This window comes from Streptomyces sp. NBC_01171, assembly GCF_045039805.1.
Classification (GTDB): domain Bacteria; phylum Actinomycetota; class Actinomycetes; order Streptomycetales; family Streptomycetaceae; genus Streptomyces.
This window is the reverse complement of sequence record NZ_CP108609.1, coordinates 1,430,563-1,455,041: the sequence shown is the minus strand read 5'-3', so window position 1 is coordinate 1,455,041 and position 24,479 is coordinate 1,430,563. Positions and strand designations below refer to the sequence as shown.

The window sequence follows — 24,479 nt, the reverse complement described above, 5'->3', positions numbered from 1 at the left end:
ACCACATGACCCCGCAGCCCCGCTCCGTACTTCACGTCGTGGCCCACCAGGACGACGATCTGTACTTCATGAACCCCGACCTCCTGCGCTCGCTGGAGAACGGGGACCAGGTCACCACCGTGGTCCTCACGGCGGGCGAGGGCGACGGCGTCAACATCGACACCGGCGATGCCCGGCGGGCCGGGGCCGTGCCGGACTTCACCGGCTACAGCACCGCGCGCGGCTGCGGGCTGCGCTCGGCGTACGCCCTGATGGCGACCGGGGACCGCGACCGCCCCTGGCACCGCCACGCGGTCCGCCTGGCACCGGACTTCGTCGCCGAACGCTTCGTCCTGGACGGCGCCGACCGGGTGTCCCTGTACTTCCTCCAGCTCCGCCAGGGAGCCCCCACGGACCAGGGCACCCGCACCCGCATCGTCCATCTGTGGGGCGGCCTCCTGCCCGCCCAGCCCACGCTCCCGGTGCACGGCGGCACGGCCGGCGAGGCGCAGCCGGTCGGCCGGGAAGACGTGATCACCGCCCTGACCACCCTGCTCGACCACCACCGGCCGACCACCGTGCGTACCTTGGACCCCGACCCGGAACACGACGGCGGCAAGGCCGAGTTCGTCTGCTCCGACCACGAGGACCACACGGTCACCGCCGAGTTCGTGCTCGCGGCGCTGGAGCGGTACCGCGAGGCGGGCCACTCCCCGGTCGTCGAGCACTACCGCGCCTACGCCAACCGGTTCTGGGGCGGCAACCTCGACCCCGCCGCCCTCACCGAGAAGGGCGCCTACCTCGCCGCCTACGCGGGCATCGGCGCCCCCGACATCTGCCCCCAGGGCACCTGCGAGCGCTGCGGCGACCGGCAGCTCGGCACCGACCCGTTCCGCAGCACCCACATGCGCAGCACCGCCTACCGCTACTCCCCGGCCACCGACTGGCTGCGCCTCGGCCCCGGCGGCCGGCTCAACGCCTTCGCGGTGCTCGGCGGCAGGCTCGCCTTCTGGACCGAGACCGCCCCGGCGGGCGGCCGCTGGGCCGGCCCCTACGTCCTCGGCGAGGGCTGGGTCGCCCCCACACTCGCGGTCGGCGGCGTGCCCGGCGGACCGGCCGAGGTGGTGGCCCTGCGCCGGAGCGGGAGCGCCGAGCGGGGGACCGTGGTGGACGTGGTGCACACCGTGCAGCACGCCGACGGCAGCGGCTTCAACGGCTGGCGCAGTCTCGGCAACCCGGACGAGGCCCACCCGGACCAGCGCAGGCAGCGGGAGGTCGGGGTGCCCTCGGTCACCGTCGACCAGGACGGCCGGCTGTACGTCTTCGTCCGCGACTTCGCCCAGGGCGTCAGCGTGCGCCGCCGCGAGACCAACGGCGAGTGGACGCCGTGGGAGTCCCTCGGCGGGCGCTTCCTCCAGGACGCGGGCACCGCGCTGACGACCGGGCGCGGGACCGTCGAACTCTACGTACCGGGCAAGCAGAAGATCTGGCGCTGGTTCCAGAGCGAGCCGGGCGGCGCGTTCCAGCTCGACGAGACCCTGAGCACCGGGCGCCCCGCGACCGGCGGGGTCACCGCCGTGGACTCCGGCGATGGCCGCACCTGCCTGTACTTCAGGGAGGCCGGGACCCAGCAGGTCATGGCCTACCGCCAGCACGCCGACGGCAGTTGGCCCGGTGCGGGCGCCGGGCTCGGCGGCCACGGCGGCACGGGCGCCGTCGCCGCGCTGTGGGTGGCCGAGCGCGGCGCCCGCGAGGCGTACCTGGCCCACCGGGGGAGCACCGGACGGCTGGTGCTGTCGCTGCCCGACCGGGACCGGGAGGTCACGGGCACCCACTGGAACGAGTCCGGCGAGATGTTCGCGCACGCCCCGGCGATGGCGCGCGACGCCTCCGGCACGGTGGTCGTGGCGGTCGTCGGCACCGACGGCCGCCTGCACGTCCGCCGCCAGCTCTCGCCCGGGGCGGGCAGCCCGATGGGCCCCTGGCTCGGCTGACCCGAGCCTCGTCCGGCACACGAAGGAGGGCCCCCGCGCCGCAGCGCGGGGGCCCTCCTTCGTACAGCCGGGACAGTCAGGTGTTACGCGGGCACGCTCGCCACACCCTGCTCCAGGAACCGCTTGCCGTTCACCCGCTCGGAGACGCCCTCACGGTCCAGGTACGGCGTGATGCCGCCCAGGTGGAAGGGCCAGCCGGCGCCGGTGATCAGGCACAGGTCGATGTCCTGGGCCTCGGCGACGACGCCCTCGTCCAGCATGAGGCCGATCTCCTGGGCCACGGCGTCCAGGACGCGGTCGCGGACCTGCTCCTCGGTGAGGACGGAGTCGCCCTGCTTGAGCAGCGCGGCGACCTCGGGGTCCAGCTCCGGCTTGCCGCTGTCGTAGACGTAGAAGCCGCGCTTGCCGGCCTCGACGACCGCCTTCAGGTTCGGGGAGACCGTGAAGCGGTCCGGGAAAGCCCGGTTGAGGGTCTCCGAGACGTGCAGGCCGATCGCGGGGCCGACCAGCTCCAGCAGCACCAGCGGGGACATCGGCAGGCCGAGCGGCTCGACGGCCTTCTCCGCGACCTCGACCGGGGTGCCCTCGTCGATGACGTTCTGGATCTCGCCCATGAAGCGGGTCAGGATGCGGTTGACGACGAACGCCGGGGCGTCCTTCACCAGCACCGCGGTCTTCTTCAGCTTCTTGGCCACGCCGAACGCCGTCGCCAGCGCGGCGTCGTCGGTCTGCTCGCCGCGCACGATCTCCAGCAGCGGCAGGATCGCGACCGGGTTGAAGAAGTGGAAGCCGACGACCCGCTCGGGGTGCTTCAGCTTCGACGCCATCTCCGACACCGACAGCGAGGAGGTGTTGGTGGCGAGGATCGCGTGCGCCGGGGCGACCGCCTCGACCTCCGCGAACACCTTCTGCTTGACGCCCATCTCCTCGAAGACGGCTTCGATGACGAAGTCGGCGTCCGCGAAGCCCTCGGCCTTGTCCAGGACACCGGTGACCAGCGCCTTGAGGCGGTTGGCCTTGTCCTGGTTGATCCGGCCCTTGCCGAGCAGCTTGTCGATCTCGGCGTGGACGTAGCCCACACCCTTGTCGATGCGCTCCTGGTCGATGTCGGTCAGCACGACCGGCACCTCCAGGCGGCGCAGGAAGAGCAGCGCGAGCTGGGAGGCCATCAGACCGGCGCCGACGACGCCGACCTTGGTGACCGGACGCGCCAGCGACTTGTCGGGTGCACCCGCCGGACGCTTGCCGCGCTTCTGCACCAGGTTGAACGCGTAGATGCCGGAGCGCAGTTCGCCGCCCATGATCAGGTCCGCGAGGGCCTGGTCCTCGGCGTCGAAGCCCTTCTGGAGGTCGCCGTCCTTGGCGCCCTCGATGATCTCCAGCGCGCGGTAGGCGGCCGGGGCCGCGCCGTGCACCTTGGAGTCCGCGACGAAGCGGCCCTTGGCGACGGCCTGGTCCCACGCCTCGCCCCGGTCGATCGCCGGACGCTCGACGGTGATGTCGCCCTTGAGGACCTGCGCGGTCCACAGCAGCGACTGCTCCAGGAAGTCGGCACCCTCGAACAGGGCGTCGGCGATGCCGAGTTCGAAGACCTGCTTGCCCTTGAGCTGGCGGTTCTGGTTGAGGCTGTTCTCGATGATGACCTGGACGGCCTTCTCGGGTCCGATCAGGTTCGGCAGCAGGGCGCAGCCGCCCCAGCCGGGCACCAGGCCGAGGAAGACCTCGGGCAGCGAGAACGCCGGGATCGCCTTGGAGACGGTCCGGTAGGAGCAGTGCAGGCCGACCTCGACGCCGCCGCCCATCGCCGCGCCGTTGTAGTAGGCGAAGGTCGGGACCGCGAGGCCGGAGAGGCGCTTGAAGACTTCGTGGCCGCCCTTGCCGATGGCGAGCGCGTCCTCGTGCCGCTTCAGCAGCTCGACGCCCTTGAGGTCGGCGCCGACCGCGAAGATGAACGGCTTGCCGGTGATGCCGACACCGACGATGTCACCGTCCGCGGCCTCCTTCTCCACCTGGTCGATCGCGGCGTTCAGGTTCGCCAGCGAGGCCGGGCCGAAGGTGGTCGGCTTGGTGTGGTCGAAGCCGTTGTCCAGCGTGATCAGCGCGAACCTGCCCGCGTTGAAGGGCAGTTCGAAGTGACGTACGTGGGCCTGGGTGACGACCTCGCCGGGGAACAGCTCGGCAGCACCCTTCAGCAGCTCGGTGGTGTTGCTCACTTGTCCCCCTCGAAGTTCGGGTTCTCCCAGATGACCGTCGCGCCCATGCCGAAGCCGACGCACATGGTGGTCAGGCCGTAGCGGACGTCCGGGTTCTCCTCGAACTGGCGGGCGAGCTGCGTCATCAGCCGCACACCGGAGGAGGCCAGCGGGTGGCCGAACGCGATGGCGCCGCCGTACTGGTTGACGCGGCTGTCGTCGTCGGCGATGCCGTAGTGCTCCAGGAAGGCGAGGACCTGGACGGCGAACGCCTCGTTGATCTCGAACAGGCCGATGTCGGAGATCGACAGGCCGGCCTGGGCGAGGGCTTTCTCGGTGGCCGGGATCGGGCCGTAGCCCATCACCTCGGGCTCCACGCCGGCGAAGGCGTAGGAGACCAGGCGCATCTTGACCGGCAGGCCGTTCTCGCGGGCGAAGTCCTCGGACGCGATGAGGGAGGCGGTGGCGCCGTCGTTCAGACCGGCCGCGTTGCCCGCGGTGACCCGGCCGTGCACGCGGAACGGCGTCTTGAGACCGCTCAGGTTCTCCAGCGTGGTGCCGGGGCGCATCGGCTCGTCGGCGGTGACCAGGCCCCAGCCCGTCTCACCGGCCTCCTCGTTGGTGCGGCGCACCGAGATCGGGACCAGGTCCTGCTGGATCTTGCCGTTGGCGTACGCCTTTGCGGCCTTCTCCTGCGAGCGGACCGCGTACTCGTCGGCGCGCTGCTTGGTGATCGTCGGGTAGCGGTCGTGCAGGTTCTCGGCGGTCATGCCCATGAACAGCGCCGACTCGTCGACCAGCTTCTCGGAGACGAAGCGCGGGTTGGGGTCCACGCCCTCGCCCATCGGGTGCCGGCCCATGTGCTCGACACCGCCCGCGATGGCGATGTCGTACGCGCCGAAGGCGACCGAACCGGACACCGAGGTCACGGCGGTCAGCGCGCCCGCGCACATGCGGTCGATGGAGTAGCCGGGCACCGACTGCGGCAGACCCGCGAGGATGCCCGCGGTACGGCCGAGGGTGAGGCCCTGGTCACCGATCTGGGTGGTCGCGGCGATGGCGACCTCGTCGATCTTCTTCGGGTCCAGGCGGGGGTTGCGGCGCAGCAGCTCCCGGATCGCCTTCACGACGAGGTCGTCGGCGCGAGTCTCGTGATAGATGCCCTTCGGGCCCGCCTTGCCGAACGGGGTGCGGACGCCGTCGACGAAGACGACGTCCCTGACGGTACGAGGCACGATGGCTCTCCTCCAGGGTGCGGGACGCTGAGCGCTTGCTCAACCCCATGCTACTTATGAGTAACGTAGCTGCACAGCCCCACCCCGGCTAGCGGTGAACGTCACACCGCGGCCCCGCCCGGCCGGACGGATTGTGGCGTGAAATCGCCTACTCCGGGGTGGCCGACAGCACCGCGACCAGTACCGGGGTCACCTGCTCCACCTGCCAGGCCCGGGCGCCGTGGCCAGTGAGCGCGGCGGCCACGGTCCGCTCGTCGGCGGGAACCGGGGGCTCCCAGCAGATCCGGCGCACGGTGTCGGGGGAGATCAGGTTCTCCTGCGGCATCTCCAGCCGCTCGGCCAGCGCCGAGACCCCGGCGCGGGCGGCCGACAGCCGGGCCGCGGCGGCCGGGTCCTTGTCCGACCAGGCGCGGGGCGGCGGCGGACCGGTCATCTGCTGGCCCTGCTGCGGCAGCGCCGACTCCGGCAGCGCCTTGGCCCGGTCGACCGCGGCCTGCCACTGTTCGAGCTGACGGCGACCCACACGATGGCCGAAACCGTTCAGTGCGGCCAGTGCGTGCACATTGGCCGGCACCGCGAGCGCGGCCTCCACGATCGCCGCGTCACCGAGCACCTTGCCGGGCGAGACGTCCCGGCGCTGCGCGATCCGGTCCCGCGTCTCCCACAGCTCCTTGACCACGGCGAGCTGCCGCCGCCTGCGCACCTTGTGCATCCCGGAGGTACGGCGCCACGGGTCCTTGCGGGGCTCGGCGGGCGGCGCGGCCGCGATGGCGGCGAACTCCTCCAGCGCCCACTCCAGCTTGCCCTGCCGCTCCAGCTCCTTCTCCAGGGCGTCGCGCAGGTCGACCAGCAGCTCCACGTCGAGCGCGGCGTAGCGCAGCCACGGCTCGGGCAGCGGGCGGGTGGACCAGTCGACGGCGGAGTGGCCCTTCTCCAGCACGAAGCCGAGCACGTTCTCCACCATCGCGCCGAGTCCGACGCGGGGGAATCCGGCGAGCCGCCCGGCCAGCTCGGTGTCGAACAGGCTGGTGGGCACCATGCCTATCTCGCGCAGGCACGGGAGGTCCTGGGTGGCGGCGTGCAGTACCCACTCCACGCCGGACAGCGCGGCGCCCAGGTCGGAGAGGTCGGGGCAGGCGACGGGGTCGATCAGCGCGGAGCCCGCGCCCTCACGGCGCAGCTGCACCAGATAGGCCCGCTGGCCGTACCGGTAACCGGAAGCGCGTTCGGCGTCCACGGCCACCGGACCGGTGCCGGCGGCGAACGCGGCGACGACCTCGGCGAGCGCGGCGGCGTCCGCCACGACCGGCGGAATCCCCTCGCGGGGTTCGAGCAGGGGGGTGGGCGCCGCCGCCTCAGCAGGCCCCGCGTCGGGGGGCGTGCCCCCGTTGATGCGCCGGGAACTGTCTGCTGCGGTCTCTTGGGCGTCCGTCACATGCCAAGGGTATCCGCATGCCCGCGCCGCTGGCCTGCACGTTCGACCGACATCCCCGCTGACCGGCCAAAACGCGCCGCGCGCGGGCGCACGCCGCGCGCCGTACGGCGCACCCGGCCCGGCGCGCACGCCGGTGCCCGCCGACGGAACGTTCCGCCGACGGGCACCGGGGGTCGGAAGGGCGCGGAGTAGGGGCCAGGAGAGTCAGGAAGGGGGGGACTAGTGGATGATGCCGGTGCGCAGCGCCACCGCGACCATGCCGGCGCGGTCGCCCGTGCCGAGCTTGCGCGCGATGCGGGCCAGGTGGCTCTTGACGGTCAGCGCGGACAGGCCCATGGAGACGCCGATCGCCTTGTTCGACTGGCCCTCCGCGACGAGGCGGAGCACCTCGACCTCGCGGCCGGACAGTTCGCGGTAGCCGCCGGGGTGGCTCGGGGCGCCCGGCGGACGCCGGTGCCCCATTCGGGCCGCGGCGGAGCCGATGGGGGCGGCGCCGGGGCGGGTGGGCAGGCCGATGTTGGTACGGGTGCCGGTGACGACGTAGCCCTTCACGCCCCCGGCGAGGGCGTTGCGGACGGCGCCGATGTCATCGGCCGCGGACAGGGCGAGGCCGTTGGGCCAGCCCGCCGCGCGGGTCTCGGACAGCAGGGTGAGCCCGGAGCCGTCGGGCAGGTGGACGTCTGCGACACAGATGTCGCGGGGGTTGCCGATGCGGGGACGAGCCTCCGCGACGGACGAGGCCTCGATCACGTCGCGCACACCGAGGGCCCACAGATGGCGGGTGACGGTGGAACGGACGCGGGGGTCGGCCACGACCACCATGGCGGTCGGCTTGTTCGGGCGGTAGGCGACCAGGCTTGAGGGCTGCTCGAGGAGAACGGACACCAGGCCTCCTGGGTGGGGGGACGGGGCCGGCTTGTGGGGAAGAAGCCGGGAGGAACCGTGCTTTCAAGGTCACAGTCGTCTTCGGCAGCAAACCCGTCCGCCTTTAGAGAATGATCACGATCTAGTGAGTCACAATCTGTGCAATTCGGACACGCGATCGATCATCCGAAGATCGAATCGGCTCCGGGGTGAGGCGATTCGAGTACGGAAAGTGGCCGTATCGACAAAGTGATGGTTCGAGAAGTGATCACAAAGCAGCGCCCCGCCGATCCGGCGGGGCGCTGAGAAGATGATCAGCCTGAGGGGCTAGCGGGACTGCGGCCCCCTGCGCTGCGGCAGGGTCACCACCGAGCCGTCGCCCGGCGCGGCCGGGGGCAACCCGCCGACCTGGGCCAGCAGATCGCACCAGGAGGCGAGGTGCGCGGCGGTGTCCGGAACGCCGCCCAGCCCTTCGAGCGGAGTCCAGGAGGCGCGGATCTCGATCTGCGAGGCGGGCGGCCGCTCCGACAGCCCCCCGAAGTAGTGGGAGCTGGCGCGGGTGACCGTGCCGCTCGGCTCCCCGTAGGTCAGTCCGCGCGACTGGAGCGCACCGGTCAGCCAGGACCAGCACACCTCAGGCAGTAGCGGGTCGGCCGCCATCTCGGGCTCCAGCTCCGCCCGTACCAGCGTCACCAGGCGGAAGGTGCCGTGCCAGGCGTCGTGTCCGGCCGGGTCGTGCAGCAGTACCAGCCGGCCGTCGGCCAGCTCCTGCTCGCCGTCGGCCACCACCGCCTCCAGCGCGTGCGCGTAGGGTGCCAGCCGCTGCGGGGCGGGCGTCGCCTCCACCTCCACCTGCGGCCGCAGCCGCGCGCTCCGCAGCGCCTCCACCGCGCTGCTGAAGGCAGGGGGGACCTCTGGCACCCCGGCGCCCCCTCTCTTCTTCGCCTGCGTGTCCTTCACGTCGTCCATTCCGCCGGTGCCGTCCGACGATCGTCCCTGAGCCGCAGCCATGCGGGGAAGAGTAAGGGGAAGCGGGCCTTCGTGCAGGGCATGACACCCCCCGAGGGCGGCGGCACTTCTCCCGCGCGGGCCGTGCGAGACTTGCCGACGTGAGTGCCAACGCGATCCCCACGGGCCAGCAGCCCACAGCGACGTACGACAGCGCCTTCCTCAAGGCGTGCAGGCGTGAGCCCGTGCCGCACACCCCGGTGTGGTTCATGCGCCAGGCCGGCCGGTCCCTGCCGGAGTACCGCAAGGTACGCGAGGGCATCCCGATGCTGGAGTCCTGCGCGCGGCCCGAGCTGGTCACCGAGATCACGCTCCAGCCGGTGCGCCGGCACGACGTGGACGCGGCGGTCTTCTACAGCGACATCGTCGTCCCGCTCAAGGCCATCGGTGTCGACCTCGACATCAAGCCCGGCGTCGGCCCGGTCGTCGCCGAGCCGGTGCGCACCCGCGCCGACCTCGCCCGGCTGCGCGACCTCACCCCGGAGGACGTGTCCTACGTCACCGAGGCGGTCGGCATGCTCACCCGTGAGCTGGGGTCCACCCCGCTGATCGGCTTCGCGGGCGCCCCCTTCACCCTCGCCAGCTACCTGGTCGAGGGCGGCCCCTCGCGCACGTACGAGAACGCCAAGGCGATGATGTACGGCGACCCCGAGCTGTGGGCCGACCTGCTGGACCGCCTCGCGGACATCACGGCCGCGTTCCTGAAGGTGCAGATCGAGGCCGGTGCCTCGGCGGTGCAGCTCTTCGACTCCTGGGCGGGCGCGCTCGCCCCCGCCGACTACCGCGCCTCGGTGATGCCCGCCTCCGCGAAGGTCTTCGACGCCGTCGCGGGATACGGCGTCCCGCGCATCCACTTCGGCGTCGGCACCGGTGAGCTGCTGAAGCTCATGGGCGACGCGGGCGCGGACGTCGTCGGCGTCGACTGGCGGGTCCCGCTGGACGAGGCCGCGCGCCGGGTCGGCCCCGGCAAGGCGCTCCAGGGCAACCTCGACCCGACGGTCCTGTTCACCGACCGCAAGACGGTGGAGACCAAGGCGCAGGAGGTGCTGGACACGGCCGCCGGTCTGGAGGGCCACGTCTTCAACCTCGGCCACGGCGTCATGCCCAACATCGACCCGGACGCGCTGACCCACCTGGTCGACTACGTCCACACGGCGAGCGTCCGCTGACCGGGTCCGCTCACCACGCCTGACGGTGCCGCGCCCGCCTGCCGAACAGCAGGCGGCCCGGCTCCGGCGGGGGCGGGGTGCCCGCCTTCAGCGGCCAGGCGAGCAGCATCCCGGCCACGAAGCCGACGACGTGCGCCGCGTACGCCACCGTGCCGGTGCCGGCCTCGACGCCGCGCCCCGAGGAGTACACGGCCTGGAGGCCGAACCAGAAGCCCAGCACGATCCACGCGGGCAGCCGGAGCGGCAGGAAGATCAGGAACGGGACCAGCACCCACACCCTGGCCTTCGGATACAGCACGAGATAGGCGCCGAGCACCCCCGCGATCGCGCCGGACGCGCCGATCAGCGGGTCACCGGAGTCGGCGTTCAGCAGGGCGAAGCCGTAGCTCGCCGCGTAGCCGCAGACGAGGTAGAAGAGCGCGAAGCGGACGTGGCCCATGCGGTCCTCGACGTTGTTGCCGAAGATCAGCAGGAACAGCATGTTGCCCAGCAGGTGCAGCCAGCCGCCGTGCAGGAACATCGCCGTGACCACCGACAGCGCCGGCGACTTGTCGTACCCCGGCACCCCCATCACACACCCCGGCCCGGCCGCCCCGGTCCCGACCTGCCCGGTCGGCACCAGCCGGGGAAGCTGATGATGGATCATCTCCCGCGGAATCGCCGCGTAATGATCCATGAACGCATGCAACTGACAGAGCTGCGCCACATGACTCTCCCCGCCCGCCGCCCCGGCCGCACCGGGCGTCAGCAGGAAGGCCAGCACACTGGCGGCGATGAGCGCATACGTCACATACGGCGTGCGACGCGCGGGATTGACGTCATGGACGGGTATGACCACACAGAAGTAGTGCCCCGGTTGAAGCACGCGAACCCGTGAAGGCCACCGGGCCCGGCCCCTCGGCCACCGCGCGGTACCTTGCCGCCATGTGCATCTAGACCGGCGCCGCCGACTTCTCCGGGACGATCGTGTACTGCGGGCGGCGGGAGCATCCCGAACACGGCCTCATTGGGAGGCGGAGACCGTTCAGGTCTTCGAGCACGACGTGTACACGGTCCTGCTGGCGGCCGACCCGACCGCGGTGCCGGCCGCGCTGGGGCGGGTCCCCGTACATCGACGGCCCCGGCTCGACCCGGACTTGTTGCGGTTCTACGCCGAGCACTTCCCCGGCCACACCTTCGCCGTGTGCTGCTTCGACCACGCCGACGCACAGCGGGCCAAGCCGTTGTTGCTCTGGTATCCGCCTCTTGATCCCGACCGGCTGACCGTGCCCGCCCTGGACAGTCATACCGGTGGGGCGCCGGATCTCGACGCGGTCGTGCCGGTGGATCACTGGGTGCTGTTCTCCAGTGATCAGGCGCCCGACGGGTGGGGTGCGCCCGTCGAGTACCCGGCGAACATGCGGCACCGGCTGCGGGCGTTTCTGCCCGGTGCCGTGGTGGGGCGGAAGTACGGGGACGGGCTGGCGCTGCGCAACGGGGACTTCTCCATCAGTCACCGGGATCTGCTGGAGGGGGACCTCGACCGCGTCGAGCGGTTGCGGCCGGGGCCGCGTCAGCGGGTTGCGCGCACCTTTCGGACCGCCTTGCGGGCCGCGACCAGGATCGGGTCCCAGACGGGGGAGAAGGGTGGGGCGTAGCCGAGGTCCAGGGCGGTCATCTGTTCCACCGTCATGCCGGCGGTCAGGGCGACGGCCGCGATGTCGACGCGTTTGCCCGCGCCCTCGCCGCCGACGATCTGGACGCCGAGGAGGCGGCCGGTGTTGCGTTCGGCGATCATCTTGACGGTCATGGGGGAGGCGTCGGGGTAGTAACCGGCGCGGCTGGTCGACTCGATGACGACCGCCTCGTACTGGAGGCCGACCCGGCGGGCGTCGCGTTCGCGCAGGCCGGTGCGGGCGATCTCCAGCTCGCAGACCTTGCTGACGGCGGTGCCGACGACCCCGGGGAAGGTGGCGTAACCGCCGCCGACGTTGGTGCCGATGACCTGCCCGTGCTTGTTGGCGTGGGTGCCCAGCGGGATGTACTGCTCCTGCCCGGAGACCAGGTTCAGCACCTCCACGCAGTCACCGCCCGCCCAGATGTCCGTATGGCCGCGCACCCGCATGGCGAGATCGGTGAGGAGTCCGCCGTGCGCGCCCAGCGGGAGTCCCGCCTCGCGGGCGAGGTCGGTCACGGGCTCCACGCCGATGCCCATGACGACCACGTCGGCCGGATACTCCGCGTCCCGCGTGACCGCCGCGCGCACCCGGCCGTCCTCGCCGGTCCGCAGGGCGGTCACCTCGGTGTCGTCCACCATGGTGATCCCCATGCCCTCCATGGCCCGCCGCACCAGCCGGCCCATGTCGGGATCGAGCGTCGCCATCGGCTCCGCGCCCCGGTTGATCACCGTCACCTCGAAGCCCCGGCGGAGCAGCGCCTCGGCCATCTCCACGCCGATGTAGCCCGCGCCGACGACGACCGCGCGCCGGCCCTCCGTACGGGTCAGCGTGTCGATCAACGACTGGCCGTCGTCCAGGGTCTGCACCCCGTGCACCCCGGCCGCGTCCGCCCCCGGCATGTCCGGCCGGATCGGCCGCGCCCCGGTGCCGATGACCAGCTTGTCGTACGAGGTCCAGTACTCGTTGCCGGTCTCCAGATCGTGGGCGCGCACCTGGCGCCCCGACACGTCGATCTCCGTCACCTCGGTGCGCAACCGGAGGTCGATGTCCCGCTCCCGGTGCGCCTCGGGGGTACGCGCGACGAGCTGGTCGCGGTCCTCGACGGCCCCACCCACCCAGTAGGGGATGCCGCACGCCGAGTACGAGGTGAAGTGGGTGCGCTCGAACGCCACGATCTCCAGCTCGTCCGGTTTCCGCAGCCGGCGGGCCTGCGACGCCGCGGCCATTCCCGCGGCGTCGCCGCCGATCACGACCAGCCGTTCCGGCCCTTCACGCTTGTCCATGTGAACAAACTACGGGGCTTGCGGCGCTGACACCCCGTCACTTCCGCTCGCCGGAGACCGGCGCGCCACCCTCCGACACCGGACGCGCCTGCGGCAGCGAGCCGGAGACCGGAGCGGGCGCCGGGCGGCGCGGGAGCCGGGGGCGGACCACCCGGCGCCACAGGAACACCAGCAGCGCGAGCAGCGCCGCGAACGGCAGCACCGCGCCCACCACCAGCGCGATCCAGCGCAGCATCGTCAGGAACGCGTGCCAGCCACCCGACAGGGCGTCCAGGAAGCCGGGCGTGTCGTCACCGGCGCTCGGGTGCGCGCCCCTCCCGGCCAGCGACAGGGTGATGGTCGCCAGACCCGTACGGTCCTTCAGCGACGCCTGCTGGGCCAGCAGCGCCTCCAGGTCGGCCTCGCGGCTGCTCAGCTCGCCCTCCAGGGCGACCACGTCGGTCAGCTTGTCCGCCCGGTCCATCAGCTCCCGGACCCGGGCGACGCTGGCCCGCTGCGACTTGATCCGGCTGTCCACGTCCACCACCTGGTCGGTGACGTCCCGCGCCCGCGCGGTGCGCCGCAGCAGCTTGCCGGTGCCCTGGAGCGAGCCGAGCACCTCCTCGTACCGCTCCGAGGGAACCCGCAGGACGACACGGGTGCGCTCGCTGCCGTCGTCGTCCCGGTCGGTGCTCTCCTCGCCGACGTAGCCACCCGCGTCCTCGGTGACCTGGCGCGCCTTGGCCAGCGCGCCGGGCACGTTCCGCACCTCGACCTCCAGGGAGGCGGTGCGGATGACACTCGGCGCGAGCCGGGGTGAACGGCGGCCGGACTTGGCGCCCTCGGCCGCGTCGCCGCCCGCGCCCGGAGCGGCGGTCGGGGCGTCGGCGCTCGACGCCTTGGAATCGCCGCCCGCTTCACTGCACCCGGCAAGCGCGAGCGAGGCGGCGAGCAGGATCCCCGCCAAGATCCGGGTCTGACGCGTTGTACGCATGAGCGGTACCCCCCGATGAGTTGCGACGCTGTCCCTCATTGGACGGCCCGGCCTGCGGGAACGGCCGCGTTTTCCGGTCCCGATGCGGTCACGGTCCGGTGACGTACCGGGCACCGGGACGCCCCGCGCGGTCTGAGAGAGTGGGGGCATGAGCGCAGCGAGCAAGGGCCATGTCGTCGTCATCGGAGCCGGTGTCGCCGGACTGGCCGCCGCCCACCGGGCGCTGGCGCGCGGCGCGCGGGTGACCGTGCTGGAGGCCACCGACCGGGTCGGCGGCAAACTGCTGCCCGGCGAGATCGCGGGCGTCCGGGTCGACCTCGGCGCCGAGTCGATGCTCGCCCGCCGCCCCGAGGCGGTGGGCCTCGCCCGTGAGGTGGGCCTCGGCGACCGCCTCCAGCCCCCGGTCACCGCGACCGCCTCGATCTGGACCCGGGACGCCCTGCGTCCCATGCCCAAGGGCCATGTGATGGGCGTACCCGGCACCGCCGCCGCCCTGTCCGGCCTGCTCTCCGCCGAGGGCCTGGCCCGGATCGAGCGGGACGCCGAACTGCCGCCCACCGAGGTCGGTGACGACGTGGCGGTGGGCGAGTACGTCGCCGCCCGCATGGGCCGCGAGGTCGTCGACCGGCTGGTGGAACCCCTGCTCGGCGGGGTGTACGCGGGCGACGCCTACCGTCTCTCGCTGCGCTCGGCCGTCCCCCAGCTCTACCAGGCCGCCCGCACGCACGACACCCTCACCGCCGCCGTCCGGGCGCTCCAGGCCAAGGCCGCCGAGGCGGGGCAGACCGGCCCGGTCTTCCTCGGCATCGAGGGCGGGGTCGGCACCCTCCCGCTCGCCGTCGCCGAGTCGGTACGGGCACGCGGCGGCGAGATCATCACCCGCACCCCGGTGAGCGAGCTGCGCCGGGACGGCACCGGCTGGCGCGTCACGGCAGGGGACCGCACGCTGCGTGCCGACGCGGTCGTGGTCGCCGTACCCGCCCCCGCCGCGGCCGGGCTGCTGCGTGCCGAGGCCCCGGCGGCCGCCGCCGAGCTGGCCGCCGTGGAGTACGCCTCCATGGCCCTGATCACCCTCGCCTACCGCCGCGCCGACGCGACCCTGCCCGAGGGCAGCGGGTTCCTGGTGCCGCCGGTGGACGGCCGCACCATCAAGGCCGCGACCTTCGCCTCCCAGAAGTGGGGCTGGGTCGGCGCGGAGGACCCGGACCTGCTCGTGGTGCGCACCTCGGTCGGCCGCCACCACGAGACCGAGATCCTCCAGCGCGACGACGCCGGCCTCGTCGGGGTCGCCCGGCACGACCTGCGCGCCGCGACCGGGCTGGACGCCGAGCCGGTCGCCACCCGCGTCACCCGCTGGACCGACGGGCTGCCGCAGTACCCGGTCGGCCACCACGCGCGCGTGGCCCGCGTCCGCGAACACATCGCCAAGCTGCCCGGCCTCGCGGTGTGCGGCGCGCAGTACGACGGTGTGGGCATCCCCGCCTGCATCGCCAGTGCCTACGCGGCCGTCGACCAGCTCGGCGGCGACCTCGCCGGTGTGCGCGAGCTGACGGCCAACCCGGTGCAGAGCCTGCACGGCGGAGCGGGAGAATAGGGGGCATGAGTGACGACGCCCCCACCATCGAGCCCGGCCGCATCCCGAACAAGGGCAAGCTGGCCAAGGACCTGAACGAGGTCATCCGCTACACCCTGTGGTCCGTCTTCAAGCTGAAGGACGTGCTGCCGGAGGACCGCGCGGGCTACGCCGACGAGGTCCAGGAGCTGTTCGACCAGCTCGCCGCCAAGGACGTCACGGTCCGCGGCACCTACGACGTGTCCGGCCTGCGCGCCGAAGCCGACCTGATGATCTGGTGGCACGCCGAGACCGCCGACCAGCTCCAGGAGGCGTACAACCTCTTCCGCCGCACCAGGCTGGGCCGCGCGCTCGAGCCGGTGTGGTCGAACATGGCGCTGCACCGCCCGGCCGAGTTCAACCGCTCGCACATCCCGGCGTTCCTCGCCGACGAGACGCCCCGCAACTGGGTGAGCGTCTACCCCTTCGTGCGCTCCTACGACTGGTACCTGCTGCCCGACGAGGACCGCCGTCGCATGCTCGCCGACCACGGCAAGATGGCCCGTGGCTACCCGGACGTGCGCGCCAACACGGTCGCCTCCTTCTCGCTGGGCGACTACGAGTGGCTGCTCGCCTTCGAGGCCGACGAGCTGTACCGCATCGTCGACCTCATGCGTCACCTGCGCGCCTCCGAGGCCCGCATGCACGTCCGCGAAGAGGTGCCGTTCTACACCGGCCGCCGCAAGTCGGTGGCGGAACTGGTCGCCGGGCTGGCCTAGGCGCCCTTGCCCTTCAGCGCGTCCCGGTCCGGGATGCCGCGTCCCGCCGGCTCGGTGGGGCGCGGCTCCGGGCGCGGGGCGCAGGCGGCACGGCGGCCGGGCAGGCGGCCTTCGAGCAGGTAGGCGTCCAGGTGGGCGTTGACACACTTGTTGGGGCCGCCGCCGATGCCGTGCGTGCCCGCGTCCCGCTCGGTGACCAGCGTGGACCCGGCCAGCCGCCGGTTCAGCTCCAGCGCCCCCTCGTACGGGGTGGCCGCGTCCCGCTCGGCCGCGAGGATCAGCACCGGCGGGGTCTCACCGGGGCCGGTGCGCACGTCGAGCGGAACCTGACGGCGCGCGGACCAGTAGGCGCACGGCAGGTTCATCCAGGCGTTGTCCCAGGTCTCGAAGGGGGCGGTGCGGGCGAGGCGGGTGTTGTCGCGGTCCCAGACGCGGAAGTCGGTCGGCCAGGGCGCGTCGTTGCACTCCACGGCCGCGTACACCGCGCTGCCGTTCTCCGCCTCGGCGGCCGTCTCGGGGCTGGGCGCGCCCAGCCGGACCAACGGTTTGGCGTCGCCCTTCAGATAGGCGGCGAGGGCGGCGGCCCGGCTGGGCCAGTAGTCGTCGTAGTACCCGGCCATCAGGAACGTGTTCTGGAGCTGGCCCGGACCCACCTTGCCGTCCGCCGGCTCCGCTTCGAGTTTGTCGCTCGCGGTGTCGTAGGAGCGCTGGACGGCGGCCGGGGTCGCGCCGAGGCCGTACACGTCGTCGTGGCGGGCCACCCAGTCGCGGAAGTCCGCCCAGCGGTCCTCGAACGCGGCCGACTGGTCCAGGTTCTCGCGGTACCAGACCTTCGCCGGGTCCGGGTCCACCGCCGAGTCCAGCACCATCCGCCGCAGGTGGCCAGGGAAGAGGGTGGCGTACAGGGCGCCCACGTAGGTGCCGTACGAGGCGCCCATGAAGGTCAGCCGGGACTCGCCGAGCGCGGCACGCAGGACGTCCAGGTCACGGGCGTTGTTGAGCGAGTTGTAGAACTCCAGCCCGCCGCCCGACCGTTCGGCGCAGCCGCGCGCGTACGCCTTCGCCCGCGCGATCCGCTCCCGCTTGTACGCCTCGGTGGGGTGGACCGGGGCGAGCGAGGGCGCCTTGAAGAACTCCTCCGGCTTCTCGCAGGACAGCGGGGCCGAGGGCGCCACCCCGCGCGGGGCGTAGCCGACGAGGTCGTAGGCGGAGGCGATCCGCTGCCACTCCGGGACCACGCCGATCATCGGGAAGTTCAGGCTGGAGGCGCCGGGACCGCCCGGGTTGTAGACGAGGGCGCCCTGCCGGGGCACCTTGCGCTTGCTGTTGGCCGGGTCGCGCTGGGTGGCGGGCATCCGGCTGACGGTCAGCTTGATCTTCCTGCCGCCGGGGCGGGCGTAGTCCAGCGGGACCCGGACGATGGCGCAGCGCATCCCGGCCGGGGTCTCGTCGGGGCAGGCGCCGAAGTGGAGGCCGGCCGCGCGGGCCCGGGCGGCGGCGACGGCGGTGCCGCGCAGCTCGGCCGCGCCCGGTGTGCCGGGGGCGCCGTCGGCCGGGGCCACGGCGAGGCCGGTCAGCAGCAAGGAACCGGCGGCCGAGCACAGGGCGGCAGCTCTCATCGGACATCCCTTCGGTGCGCGGCGGCGATGGCACGGCTGCCACGGCCCGGCGGCGACAGAAGGGATGTTTCGGAAGGGGCGTCGGGGAAGGCAAGCACCGGCACGCGGGTGTCGGCGTCAGTGCTCCCTGTGCGCCCCCGGCGCATCGCGATGGGTGAACGCGGCCCGCAGCTCGGGCTCGTTCAGCGCGCGCACGCCCCGCATCGCGAGCCGGGTGAGGAAGGAGCCCTCGTCGCCGTCCCCGGCCGGACGCCGGGCCACCTCCCCGAGGAGCCGTTGCCCGGTGGGGGAGGCCCAGCGTGGGTACGGGTGCACCTCGACGCGGGCAATGGCCAGACAGCTCAGGGTGAGGACGAGGGGCAGTGCGAACCACATCGCGATCTGGGAGCGAGGCAGGTCCACGGGGGTCGGCATGAGCAGCGCGGTCGTGCCCAGCGCGAGCACGGCCGCGGCGGCGGCCCGCACCTGGCGCACCCCGGCGGCCACGGTCGTCCCGGTGTCGAAGGGGACCGCGAGCCCGGCTGCGATCAGCCGGTCCGCGAGCCGCTGCACGGCCTCCGCACCGGCCGCGGCCGCCCGTACGGGGGCGATCCGGGACTGTCCCTGCGGGCCGATCGCACCGATGACGGAACGTTCCATCTCGTCCTGCCCGCGCGGGTCCACGACGGTGGCCCAGCCGGTGTGCGCGAGCAGCAGCCGGCGCTGCCGGGCCATCCGGACCATGGCGAGGTCGGCGACGCGCGAGGGGCCGCCGGACAGGAACGCCGTCTCGTACAGCGTCAGATCGCGGTCGTGGCCGTTCGCCCGCGCCGCGCGGTCCGCGGCGGCCGCGCGGACGGCGGCCAGGCAGAGCCGGGTGCAGGCGATGGCGGCGAAGGCCCAGGCCGGAAGCAGGAGGAGGACCCAGAACATGAGGTTTTTCTATGTCAACGGCCCCTGAAAAACCATGGCTTGTTCACTATCCGGACAGAGCGTTGCCGGTATGTGACGTTCCGCTTTTCCCGCAGGTCAGGAAGTGCGGTCAGCGCCTCCCCGACAGCACCCGCTTCGCCAGCCGTGCGGCCGGGCCGGGCGTACGGGGGGCCGGGCCCGCGCGATCGAGCCACCACTCCCGCAGCCTCCTGCGCGCCCGCGCGTCGGCGGGGTGGCCCGTCTTGAGGAGCTGGGCGGCGAACTCCAGCGCGTCCTGCCGGTATCCGCCGCGCATCGGCCGGGTACGCGCGTAGCCGAGGAACGCCTCCCGGTACCCGGCGCCGAGGATCACCGGCAGTTCGGGCGCCACCTTGGCCACCACGTCCGCCCGCTTCGCCGCGAGCGACCGCGCCTGTACGCCCATCCGCCCCCGGTCGAACCCCTCGGGCAACGGCGTCCGCGCCACCAGTGCCGACAACACGGCCGTCTGCGCGACGGCCACCCGCTGCCGGGCCTCGGCGGAGGCGTCCGGCGGGGCGGGGAGGGTCTGCTCGGCCTTGGCCCGCGCGGCCCCGCCGCCCTTCCGTACCGCCTCCCCGATGGCCGTCAATTCCCGCTCCAGCTCGGCCGGTTCGGGGAAGTTCTCGTCCCGCTCCAGCAGGACGCCGGGCGGTGCGACGCGGGACGCCAGGTCGGTCAGGATGTCCAGCACCGGAGGCGGCACGGGGTGCGCGTGGCTGTCGTGCCAGACGCCGTCGCGCTCGAAGCCCCCCGCGACATGCACATAGGCCAGCGCCTCCAGCGGGAGCCGGTCCAGCGCCTCGGCCGGGTCCTCGCCCCGGTTGACGTGGTTGGTGTGCAGGTTGGCCACGTCGATCAGCAGCCGTACGCCGGTCCGCTCGACCAGCTCCGCCAGGAACTCGCCCTCGCTCAGCTCCTCGTCCGGCCAGGAGAACAGGGCGGCGATGTTCTCCAGCGCCAGCGGCACCGGCAGCGCCTCCTGCGCGATGCGCACGTTCTCGCACAGCACGTCGAGCGCGTCCCGCGTGCGCGGTACGGGCAGCAGGTGGCCCGCCTCCAGCGGCGCCGACGCGGTGAGCGGTCCCCCCGCGCGGACGAACGCGATGTGCTCGGTGACCAGCGGCGCCCCCAACGCCTCGGCCCGCTCGGCCAGCGCCCGCAGCCGCCCCTCGTCCGGTCGCTCCGCACCGCCGAGGCCGAGGGAGACCCCGTGCGGAATCACCGTCACCCCACGCTCCCGCAACCGCTCCAGCGGCTCCGGCAGATGGCCGGGACAGACGTTCTCCGCGACGACCTCCACCCAGTCGATCCCGGCCATCCCCGCCACGGCCTCAGCGATCTCCGGCCGCCACCCGATCCCCGTCCCGAGTCGCATCTCCGTCCCCCTCCATCGTCTGCCGGGGGTATGGCCCCGGCGGGGGCGGGTGAACCGCCGGGGCGGGGGGTTCAGAGCAATATTTGAGGTTCGCCGGTCAGCGCAGCGCCGGGTGGTCCGCGACGACCGTGGCCGAGCCCGGCGCGATCTCCGTGAAGCCCGCGTCGCGGACCAACGGGAGGCCGCTGGTGGTGAGTTCGCGCCAGTGGGCGGGGGTGGAGGTGCGGACGGTGAGGGGGTAGCCGGCGGTGCGCCAGGCTTCGCGGGCCGCGTCGGGCAGGGCCCACCAGGCGAGCTGGGCGCCGTGGCCGACCTGGGCCATCTCCTTGCCGGCCGACATCTCCAGCTCCGGGTTGAGCCAGAGCACGGGGGCGGTGCGGTCGGGGGCGGCGGGCGGTTCGGGGTCGTCCAGTTCGGTGCCGGAGACCTGGAGCTTGGCCAGCTCCTTGGGCCAGCCGTCCAGCGGGATCGGCGGGAAGACCCGTACCTCGGCGGCGGCGCCGGTCACCGTGATGCCGGGCAGCTCCTCCGCGCGGCGCCACTCCGCGCCCCGCGCCCGCCGGACCACCTTGCGGATGCGGGCGTCCTCCCAGTCCCGTACCGCCTCGGCCCACTCGCCGTCGCCGCGCGCCCGCTCGTCCCCGAGCAGGACGAGCACGGCGCGTGCGGCGGTCTCCAGCGCGTCGGTACGGGCGGGCGGCGCGCTCTTCTCGATCCGTACGACGAGGGGCAGCACGAACTGCGGGGCCTCGTCGCGCGGGGTGGGCTCGGTCTGGAAGGGGCTGTCGCCGGGGGCGGCTGGAACATGGGTCACGTGAGCCAACCCTACGAGCAGTCCGGCGCCGGTCAGCGCGGGGTGCCGGACTCCCGGATCAGCTCCGAGACCTTCACGAACCGGTAGCCCTGCTTGCGCAGCTCCGGCACCACCGAGCGGACGACCTTCTCGGTCGTGGGGGCGGCGCTGCGGGTGCAGTGCATGACGACCACCGAACCGGGCTTCACCCCGTCCAGCACCTGGCGCACGACCGCGTCCGCGTCCGTGGCGAAGGCGTCGCCGCTGATCACGTCCCACTGGATGGCCGTGACACCGGCACCGCTGATGGCGCGCAGCGCGTCCCGGTCGTAGCAGCCGCCGGGGAAGCGGAAGTACGGCATCGGATTCGGCACGCCCGCCTTGCGCAGGGCGGCGTAGGTGCGCTGGACCTCGGTCAGCTCGGCGTCCGGGGCGACGGTCGGCAGGCCGTAGCAGTCACCGGTGAACGAGTAGTGGCTGTAGGAGTGGTTGGCCACCTCGAACTGGGCGTCGTGCCCGAGGGCGCGGGCCTGGTCCGGGTACTCCTCGGCCCAGCGGCCGGTCATGAAGACGGTCGCCGGGACCTTCAGCGTGCGCAGGGCGCTGATCAGACCGGGGTTGTCGAAACGCTCACCGGCTGCGGCGCGGGGCCCCTCGTCGGCGGTCATGTCTGCGTCGAAGGTCAGCGCGACGGTCTTGCCCTTGTCACGCCGGCCATGCTCGAACACGGGGGTGAGGCCGCCCGGACCCGCCGCCATGGTGGGGGTACCGGCCGGGGACGGGGAGGCGGAGGCATGGGGCTCGGCGTGGGCCGGGCGGACGGGTGTGGCGGGGTCCGCGGTTCCGCAGGCGGCGAGGGCCGCGCCGAGGACGCAGACGGCGGTGATACGGCGTGCGAGTGCAATCACCGTATGAAAATAGGGCTGCCTGGCTGGTCATATGTTCATCCGCCAGGCGACGCGGCGCTGCGGTCACCCGCGCGGCGGTCCGGCCCGGCAGCCGCTTTTGCCGCTCTTTACGGTTGCCCGGGCCGCCCCTCCGCATGGGTGACCCGCTCCGGGGGCTGGTCGAGTACGGCGCCCAGATCCGGTGGGCCGGTCAGGGCGTCCAGGTAGGGGGACGCCGGCTCCTCCGCCGGTGCGATCTCCGGTACGGGCTCCTCGGTTGTCTGCGGCTTCTCGGGCTTCTCGGCCCTGCGGTCCGTGGGCTGCCCGTCCCGTGCGCCCCGCTCCAGGAAGTGGAGCAGTTCGACCGGGATGGGCAGGACCAGGGTCGAGTTCTTCTCGGCCGAGACAGCCATCACGGTCTGGAGCAGCCGGAGCTGGAGGGCGGTCGGGGTGTCCGCCATCTGCTGTGCGGCCTGGGCGAGCTTCTTCGACGCCTGGTACTCGGCGTCGGCGTTGATGATGCGGGCCCGGCGCTCCCGGTCGGCCTCGGCCTGGCGGGCCATCGAGCGCTTCATGGTGTCCGGCAGGGACACGTCCTTGATCTCCACCCGGTCGATCTGGACGCCCCAGCCCACGGCCGGGCTGTCGATCATCAGCTCCAGGCCCTCGTTGAGCTTCTCCCGGTTGGACAGCAGATCGTCGAGGTCGCTCTTGCCGATGATCGACCGGAGCGAGGTCTGCGCCATCTGCGAGACGGCGAACCGGTAGTCCTCCACCCGCACCAGCGCGTCCGTCGGCTCGACCACCCGGAAGTACACCACCGCGTCCACCCGCACGGTGACGTTGTCCCGCGTGATGCCTTCCTGGGCCGGGATCGGCAGCGTGACGATCTGCATGTTCATTTTGTGCAGCCGGTCCACGAACGGGATGATCAGCGTCAGTCCGGGCGCCCGCGGCTCACCCGTGATCCTGCCCAGCCGGAAGAGGATTCCCCGTTCGTACTGCTTGATGACACGCATGGCAGCGGCCAGGCAGATGAGGCCCAGCGCGCCGAACACCGCAATGAGCGTGATCACGATTTCCAACATGGTCGCCCCCCTCACCGAGAGGTCCGTTTGTCCCTTACTCAACAGTACGTCCGATATATGGCGGTAAGCCATGGCCTGTGGACAAGCACCTGTGGACGAACAAGGGGCCGGGGTGACGGGATCGCTCCCCTCACCCCGGCCCCCTCAGCGGCCTTCGTACGTCAGCCGGCCCGTACGCCGGCCTTGGCCGACGAAGTCAGCCTTACCGGTTCCGTCCCCTCCGCGCTGTGCCGCTCGGCCCAGTTCTCCAGGGCGGTACGGCAGGCGTGGTCCAGGTGTGACAGGCCGGAGAGGTCCAGCCGGACCGGGCGGTCCTTGGGCAGCGCCTCCAGGCTGTCCAGTATTTTCGGCAGCCGCAGGAAGGTCGCGTTGCCCGAGAGCTGGGCGTCGACCGGGCCCGCTCCCTTGTCCATGACGGTCACCTTGATGTGCGACGCCTCCCAGGCGGTCTTGACGATCGCCAGCGCCAGCCCGATCAGCACGCCCTCGAACATGCCGACCGCCACGATGGACACCGCCGTCACCGCCAGCACCAGCGCCTCGCCACGCTGCTCGCGCCACAGCCCCGCCAGTGACTTGACCGGCACCAGCTTGGCCCCCGAGTAGATCAGGACGCCCGCCAGCGACGGCAGCGGGATGTGGGCGAGGACGCCCGGCAGCAGCGCCGCGAACAGCAGCAGCCAGACACCGTGCAGCACCCGGGACGCCTTGGTCCGCGCGCCCGCCTGCACATTGGCCGCGCTGCGCACGATCACCGCCGTCAGCGGCAGCGCGCCGAGCAGACCGCACACCGTGTTGCCGACGCCCTGGGCGGTCAGCTCACGGTCGTACTCGGTGCGCGGGCCGTCGTGCAGCCGGTCCACGGCCGCCGCGCTGAACAACGACTCGGCGGACGCGATCAGGGTGAACGCGACGATCGTGCCGAGCACAGCGAGGTCCGCGAACTCGGCGAAGGCGCTCAGCGGCGGCGGCTGGACGGCGCCCAGCAGCCCCTGCACCTCCACCATCGCCACCGGCATGCCGAACACCGGCACGGCCAGCGTGGCCAGCCCGACGGCGGCGAGCGGACCGGGCACCGTACGCAGCTTCGCCGGGAGGTGCTTCCACCCCACCATGACGGCGACGGTGCCCGCGCACAGGACCAGGGAGGCCAGCGCCCTGCCGTCACCGACCGCGCCCGCGAGACCGCGCGGCAGACCGAGCATCTTGTCCAGCCCGGCGTCCGGCGCCTTGGCGGCCATCGCCGGATACAACTGGCCGGCCACCAGGACCAGACCGATTCCGGCCAGCATGCCCTCCACGACCGCCAGCGATATGGCCCGGAAGTACCGGCCGAGCCGAAGCACGCCCATCGCGGTCTGGAGCAGCCCGGTGGCGAGCACGATCGCGCCCAGTACCGGCAGCCCGAACTCCTTGACCGCCTCGAAGACCAGCACGGTCAGCCCGGCCGCCGGGCCGGACACCTGGAGGCTGCTGCCGCGCAGGACGCCGGTGACGAGACCGCCCACGATGCCGGTGATCAGTCCCAGTTCGGCCGGGACCCCCGAGGCGACGGCCACGCCCACGCAGAGCGGGAGCGCGACCAGGAAGACGACGAGGGACGCGGTGAAGTCCCGCCGCAGGTGCGGAGCGCGCGATATGAGCCCTTGCCCGGTCATCGGCG

The 24,479-nt window shown here is 72.7% G+C and carries 20 protein-coding genes; 5 read left to right on the top strand and 15 right to left on the bottom strand.

Annotated features, from left to right (window positions below; translation table 11 throughout):
• The first annotated feature begins 5 nt into the window (after positions 1-5).
• Positions 6-1,973: a PIG-L family deacetylase gene (locus tag OG448_RS06715; RefSeq protein ID WP_405551996.1), complete on the top strand. Its 1,968-nt coding sequence runs from the start codon at positions 6-8 to the stop codon at positions 1,971-1,973.
• Positions 1,974-2,056: 83 nt separating this feature from the next.
• Here OG448_RS06715 and OG448_RS06710 read toward each other — a convergent pair whose 3' ends face one another.
• The 5 genes from OG448_RS06710 to OG448_RS06690 all read right to left on the bottom strand — a co-directional run bounded on the left by OG448_RS06710 (position 2,057) and on the right by OG448_RS06690 (position 8,710).
• Positions 2,057-4,186 (bottom strand): 3-hydroxyacyl-CoA dehydrogenase NAD-binding domain-containing protein, encoded by a 2,130-nt coding sequence (locus OG448_RS06710; RefSeq protein ID WP_405551995.1) that lies wholly within the window; start codon positions 4,184-4,186, stop codon positions 2,057-2,059.
• Positions 4,183-5,400, bottom strand: a complete 1,218-nt coding sequence (locus tag OG448_RS06705; RefSeq protein ID WP_405551994.1) for a thiolase family protein — start codon at positions 5,398-5,400, stop codon at positions 4,183-4,185. Before OG448_RS06705 ends, OG448_RS06710 begins: the two co-directional genes overlap by 4 nt.
• Positions 5,401-5,548: 148 nt before the next feature.
• Positions 5,549-6,835 carry an HRDC domain-containing protein gene (locus OG448_RS06700; RefSeq protein WP_405551993.1) on the bottom strand — a complete coding sequence of 429 codons (1,287 nt, stop codon included), beginning with the start codon at positions 6,833-6,835 and terminating at the stop codon, positions 5,549-5,551.
• A gap of 219 nt (positions 6,836-7,054) precedes the next feature.
• Complete coding sequence (locus OG448_RS06695; RefSeq protein ID WP_164196023.1) at positions 7,055-7,720, bottom strand: response regulator transcription factor; 666 nt, start codon at positions 7,718-7,720, stop codon at positions 7,055-7,057.
• 306 nt (positions 7,721-8,026) lie between these two features.
• On the bottom strand, positions 8,027-8,710 hold the full coding sequence (locus tag OG448_RS06690; protein WP_405551992.1) for a DUF3000 domain-containing protein: 684 nt from the start codon (positions 8,708-8,710) through the stop codon (positions 8,027-8,029).
• A gap of 98 nt (positions 8,711-8,808) precedes the next feature.
• Between OG448_RS06690 and hemE the strand changes: the two genes are divergently transcribed.
• The gene (gene hemE, locus OG448_RS06685) at positions 8,809-9,876 is read left to right on the top strand and encodes a uroporphyrinogen decarboxylase (protein ID WP_405551991.1); all 1,068 of its coding nucleotides are present in this window, start codon (positions 8,809-8,811) and stop codon (positions 9,874-9,876) included.
• Positions 9,877-9,886: 10 nt separating this feature from the next.
• On the opposite strand, the gene OG448_RS06680 is transcribed toward hemE, so the two are convergent.
• Complete coding sequence (locus tag OG448_RS06680) at positions 9,887-10,714, bottom strand: rhomboid family intramembrane serine protease (protein ID WP_405551990.1); 828 nt, start codon at positions 10,712-10,714, stop codon at positions 9,887-9,889.
• Between the two features lie 205 nt (positions 10,715-10,919).
• On the opposite strand from OG448_RS06680, the gene OG448_RS06675 reads away from it, so the two are divergent.
• Positions 10,920-11,513 carry a hypothetical protein gene (locus OG448_RS06675; RefSeq protein WP_405551989.1) on the top strand — a complete coding sequence of 198 codons (594 nt, stop codon included), beginning with the start codon at positions 10,920-10,922 and terminating at the stop codon, positions 11,511-11,513.
• Here the strand turns inward: OG448_RS06675 and OG448_RS06670 are convergent.
• Entirely contained in the window at positions 11,429-12,817 is a 1,389-nt protein-coding gene (locus tag OG448_RS06670; RefSeq protein ID WP_405551988.1) for an FAD-dependent oxidoreductase, read from the bottom strand. The two genes, OG448_RS06675 and OG448_RS06670, sit on opposite strands and share 85 nt — an antisense overlap.
• A gap of 37 nt (positions 12,818-12,854) precedes the next feature.
• On the bottom strand, positions 12,855-13,790 hold the full coding sequence (locus OG448_RS06665; RefSeq protein WP_405551987.1) for a DUF4349 domain-containing protein: 936 nt from the start codon (positions 13,788-13,790) through the stop codon (positions 12,855-12,857).
• Positions 13,791-13,938: 148 nt separating this feature from the next.
• Between OG448_RS06665 and hemG the strand changes: the two genes are divergently transcribed.
• Both hemG and hemQ read left to right on the top strand, forming a co-directional pair.
• Complete coding sequence (hemG, locus tag OG448_RS06660; protein WP_405551986.1) at positions 13,939-15,384, top strand: protoporphyrinogen oxidase; 1,446 nt, start codon at positions 13,939-13,941, stop codon at positions 15,382-15,384.
• Positions 15,385-15,389: 5 nt separating this feature from the next.
• Positions 15,390-16,121: a hydrogen peroxide-dependent heme synthase gene (hemQ, locus tag OG448_RS06655; protein ID WP_405551985.1), complete on the top strand. Its 732-nt coding sequence runs from the start codon at positions 15,390-15,392 to the stop codon at positions 16,119-16,121.
• On the opposite strand, the gene OG448_RS06650 is transcribed toward hemQ, so the two are convergent.
• From OG448_RS06650 to OG448_RS06620, 7 genes are all read right to left on the bottom strand, one after another.
• Complete coding sequence (locus tag OG448_RS06650) at positions 16,118-17,740, bottom strand: alpha/beta hydrolase (RefSeq protein ID WP_405551984.1); 1,623 nt, start codon at positions 17,738-17,740, stop codon at positions 16,118-16,120. The two genes, hemQ and OG448_RS06650, sit on opposite strands and share 4 nt — an antisense overlap.
• Before the next feature lie 117 nt (positions 17,741-17,857).
• Positions 17,858-18,652, bottom strand: a complete 795-nt coding sequence (locus OG448_RS06645) for a TIGR04222 domain-containing membrane protein (protein WP_405551983.1) — start codon at positions 18,650-18,652, stop codon at positions 17,858-17,860.
• Positions 18,653-18,761: 109 nt separating this feature from the next.
• The gene (locus tag OG448_RS06640; RefSeq protein WP_405551982.1) at positions 18,762-20,048 is read right to left on the bottom strand and encodes a DUF692 domain-containing protein; all 1,287 of its coding nucleotides are present in this window, start codon (positions 20,046-20,048) and stop codon (positions 18,762-18,764) included.
• 97 nt (positions 20,049-20,145) lie between these two features.
• A complete protein-coding gene (locus tag OG448_RS06635; protein WP_405551981.1) occupies positions 20,146-20,862 on the bottom strand; it encodes a peptidyl-tRNA hydrolase in 717 nt (238 codons plus the stop codon).
• A gap of 32 nt (positions 20,863-20,894) precedes the next feature.
• Complete coding sequence (locus OG448_RS06630) at positions 20,895-21,749, bottom strand: polysaccharide deacetylase family protein (RefSeq protein ID WP_405551980.1); 855 nt, start codon at positions 21,747-21,749, stop codon at positions 20,895-20,897.
• 107 nt (positions 21,750-21,856) lie between these two features.
• Positions 21,857-22,816 (bottom strand): slipin family protein, encoded by a 960-nt coding sequence (locus tag OG448_RS06625; RefSeq protein WP_405551979.1) that lies wholly within the window; start codon positions 22,814-22,816, stop codon positions 21,857-21,859.
• 161 nt (positions 22,817-22,977) lie between these two features.
• Positions 22,978-24,474, bottom strand: a complete 1,497-nt coding sequence (locus OG448_RS06620) for a SulP family inorganic anion transporter (protein ID WP_405551978.1) — start codon at positions 24,472-24,474, stop codon at positions 22,978-22,980.
• Between the last annotated feature and the right edge of the window lie 5 nt (positions 24,475-24,479).

Excerpts from the sequence above, each read along its gene's own strand:
- OG448_RS06715 (WP_405551996.1), top strand. The coding sequence starts at position 6 with ATGACCCCGCAGCCCCGCTCCGTACTTCACGTCGTGGCCCACCAGGAC.
- OG448_RS06690 (WP_405551992.1), bottom strand. The coding sequence starts at position 8,710 with ATGGCTGCGGCTCAGGGACGATCGTCGGACGGCACCGGCGGAATGGAC.
- OG448_RS06670 (WP_405551988.1), bottom strand. The coding sequence starts at position 12,817 with ATGGACAAGCGTGAAGGGCCGGAACGGCTGGTCGTGATCGGCGGCGAC.
- OG448_RS06665 (WP_405551987.1), bottom strand. The coding sequence starts at position 13,790 with ATGCGTACAACGCGTCAGACCCGGATCTTGGCGGGGATCCTGCTCGCC.
- hemG (WP_405551986.1), top strand. The coding sequence starts at position 13,939 with ATGAGCGCAGCGAGCAAGGGCCATGTCGTCGTCATCGGAGCCGGTGTC.
- hemQ (WP_405551985.1), top strand. The coding sequence starts at position 15,390 with ATGAGTGACGACGCCCCCACCATCGAGCCCGGCCGCATCCCGAACAAG.
- OG448_RS06650 (WP_405551984.1), bottom strand. The coding sequence starts at position 17,740 with ATGAGAGCTGCCGCCCTGTGCTCGGCCGCCGGTTCCTTGCTGCTGACC.
- OG448_RS06645 (WP_405551983.1), bottom strand. The coding sequence starts at position 18,652 with ATGTTCTGGGTCCTCCTCCTGCTTCCGGCCTGGGCCTTCGCCGCCATC.
- OG448_RS06640 (WP_405551982.1), bottom strand. The coding sequence starts at position 20,048 with ATGCGACTCGGGACGGGGATCGGGTGGCGGCCGGAGATCGCTGAGGCC.
- OG448_RS06625 (WP_405551979.1), bottom strand. The coding sequence starts at position 22,816 with ATGTTGGAAATCGTGATCACGCTCATTGCGGTGTTCGGCGCGCTGGGC.
- OG448_RS06620 (WP_405551978.1), bottom strand. The coding sequence starts at position 24,474 with ATGACCGGGCAAGGGCTCATATCGCGCGCTCCGCACCTGCGGCGGGAC.